Source organism: Brevundimonas sp. (assembly GCF_036399195.1).
Taxonomy (GTDB): domain Bacteria; phylum Pseudomonadota; class Alphaproteobacteria; order Caulobacterales; family Caulobacteraceae; genus Brevundimonas.
Map to the genome: position 1 here is coordinate 1 of NZ_DASWNO010000283.1, position 2,975 is coordinate 2,975.

The 2,975-nt window shown below is 69.0% G+C and carries 3 protein-coding genes; all 3 read left to right on the top strand.

Going from position 1 to position 2,975, the window contains the following annotated elements; translation table 11 throughout:
• Positions 1-89: 89 nt before the first annotated feature.
• Positions 90-1,043, top strand: a complete 954-nt coding sequence (locus VGB60_RS12305; RefSeq protein WP_331038541.1) for a Kelch repeat-containing protein — start codon at positions 90-92, stop codon at positions 1,041-1,043.
• Positions 1,044-1,150: 107 nt separating this feature from the next.
• A complete protein-coding gene (locus tag VGB60_RS12310) occupies positions 1,151-1,918 on the top strand; it encodes a methyltransferase (RefSeq protein ID WP_331038542.1) in 768 nt (255 codons plus the stop codon).
• Between the two features lie 86 nt (positions 1,919-2,004).
• Positions 2,005-2,975 (top strand): penicillin acylase family protein (locus tag VGB60_RS12315; RefSeq protein WP_331038543.1); only part of this gene is annotated, 971 nt, incomplete at its 3' end.

Here is a 2,975-nt window from a genome sequence, read left to right on the forward strand (position 1 = left end):
TATCCCGGGCAGCCGCTGCCGCTGTCAGCGCCACAGCGGTCTCGGTCGGGGAGTCGCGCCTGTACGGCGCAGCAAGAGCGAGCGGCTGGATGCGCAACTTTCTTGGCCTGGCGGTCATCGCCGTTACGATCGCCGACCCCGCCGCCCCCGCGCCGCCGTCGCGCGCCCATCATCCGATCGTCTACGACGGGGCCGCGGTGATCGTCGCGGGCGGGAGCACCCGGACGCCCGGTCCCTCCGGGCCATTCTACAGGGACACGTGGTCCTGGGACGGCGAGCAGTGGACGCAAGGGCCCGACGGGACGGTCGCTCAGTCCGGTCAGCGACTCGCCTACGACAGCCGCCGCGACCGCGTGCTTTCGTTCGGAGGGTTCGACGGCGCGGGCGTGAAGGGCTCATTGCTGGAGCTGAAGGACGGGTCTTGGCGAACCCTCGAGGCTCTGGATCGGCACCCGGCCGCCGAACCGGGCTGGGTTTACGACTCCGCGAGAGACCGGTTCGTCCTGTTTGGTGGCGGCGGCCCAGGCGCACTGCTGTACGACGCCACCTGGCGGTTCGACGAGGCCGGATGGAGCCAGATCGAAGGCGCTGGCCCTCCCGCGCGGCAAGCTCACGCCATGGCTTACGATCCGCGGCGGGACAGGGTCGTCGTATTCGGCGGGATAGGGACCGGGTCTCCCCGAACGCTGGGAGACACCTGGGAGTTTGACGGGGAGCGCTGGACGCAGGTCGCCGCGCCGGGACCCGCACCACGCCACAGCGCCGGCATGGCCTTCGACTCCCGGCGCGGCGTGATGGTGCTTTTCGGCGGCATGCACGACGGGGGTTCACCCGGCGGGACCTACGGCGACACCTGGACCTGGGACGGCGCCGTCTGGCGCAAGGTGGCGGAGTCAGGTCCTCCAGCCCGTGGCATGGGGCCGTTGGCCTACGATGTCCGGCGCGATCGCATCGTCCTCTTCGGCGGCCGCGCGGGCCCGCCCTACACGGACCTTTCAGACACCTGGGAATGGGATGGGACGCGCTGGCTGCCTGCGATGTGAGATGGCGAGCCGCGGGTGTCGCCAACGGCTGTTGGCCCGACATGAAGGCCCTCCCCGCCCTCCGACAGCGTCGACATGATGCCGTCCGTAAGGACCGGAGACGCCGCATGGTCAAAATGATGTCGTTAGCGGCCGCTGTTTTGGCCGTCGGCCTGATGGTCGGCGCCGCCGCTGCTCCGCCCAGGCCAGACGGTCTGCAGGTCGCCGCCGCCGTGGCGGATTCCGCCAGGCCGGCCCAGGATCGCGCACGCGACGAGCTTCGCAGGCCTGCCGAGGTCCTTGCCTTCGCCGGCGTGGAGCCGGGCATGCGCGTCATGGATCTGATCCCGGGCGGCGGCTACTACACGCGCATCCTCGCCAGGGCCGTCGGGCCCGAAGGGCGGGTCTACGCCCTCCAGCCGTTCGAGGTGGTCGATGAGCTCACCAGCTACCGCACGGTGATCGAACAGCTGGCGGCTGTCCCCGCCTATTCAAATGTGGTCGCCATGTTCGATCCGGTCGCGGGGTTTCGGATCGACGAGCCGCTGGACGTCGTCTTCACCGCGCTCAACTACCACGATGTCCACGCTGACTTCATGAGGCCGGCTGACGCCGCCGCCATGAACCAGGCGGTGTTCAGAGCGCTCCGTCCCGGAGGCGTTTTCGTCGTCAACGACCACCATGCGACAGCCGGAAGCGGGGTCGCGGAGGTGAACAGGGTTCATCGCATCGACGTCGAAGTCGTGAAGCGCGAGGTTCTGGCGGCGGGCTTCGTCCTTGAAGCCGAAAGCGGCCTGCTCGCCCACCCGGAAGACGACCGCACCGGCCATGTTTATGCCGACGCCATGCGGGGGCGCACCGACCAGTTTCTCCTCCGGTTCCGCAAGCCGGGTTGATCGCACCACGGACCGTCAGTTCAGGGGCCTGAAGCGTGCGCCACAAAGCCGACCCCCAAGGTCCTCCTGTCACCCGCAGAACCGCGATGACGCTCGCCGCCGCTTCCATGATTCCGCCTTCCGCTGACAGCAGTCCTCCGGACCAAGGAAACGGCCTCGTCATCAAGCGCGACCGCTACGGCGTCCCGCACATCTACGGACCGACCGACGCCTCCGTCGCCTTCGGCGTCGCGTGGGCGCAGGCCGAGGACGCCTTCGAACAGCTGGAGGAGACCTTCCTGCTCGCTCTGGGCCGCGGCGCGGAACTGCACGGCGAACGGCGGTTCGAGTCGGACCGGCTGGCGCGCGCGATGGAGCACGCCCGGCTCGCCCGGGAGGAGTATGCCCGAGCGCCGACGCACATGCGGGCGATCTACGACGGCTACGCGGAGGGGCTGACCGCCTTCGCGCGGCGCATCCGGCCTCGCCTCCTGGAGACCTTCGAACCGTGGCTGCCGCTGGCGGTGCTCAGGTACAAATACCATCAGCTGGAGTTTCTCGACTACGCCGGCCTGACCCCGGGAATGTCCGCTGAACGCTGGGAGGAGCGGCCCACCGGCTCCAACGCCTGGGCGATCGGGCCGGGGAAGTCGGCGTCGGGCAATGCGATGCTGCTGATCAATCCGCATGTCGGCTTCTTCGGACCGGCGCAATATTACGAGCACCATGTCGTCAACGGCGAGGGCTGGAATTTCTCTGGCGTCGGCCGCCTCGGCCTGCCCTTCCCCTATATGGGGCGGAACGAGCGACTGGGCTGGGGCCACACCGACAACTATCCCGACCACGGCGACCTTTACGCCGAGACGTTCGTTTCCGGCTCCGACCCGCTCTCCTACCGCCATGGCGAGGCGACGCTGCAGGCGGTCGCCTGGAAGGAACGGGTGAGGATCAGGACGGCCGGCGGTTTCGAGGACCGCGACGTCGCGTTCAGACGAACGCACCACGGGCCGATCCTGGGAGTCAGGGACGGCAAGCCCATCGCCGTGAGGCTGGCGAAGGCGGTCGAGGGCGGCTGGCT

Coding starts and splice junctions, on each gene's coding strand:
- VGB60_RS12305 (WP_331038541.1), top strand. CDS start 90: ATGCGCAACTTTCTTGGCCTGGCGGTCATCGCCGTTACGATCGCCGAC.
- VGB60_RS12310 (WP_331038542.1), top strand. CDS start 1,151: ATGGTCAAAATGATGTCGTTAGCGGCCGCTGTTTTGGCCGTCGGCCTG.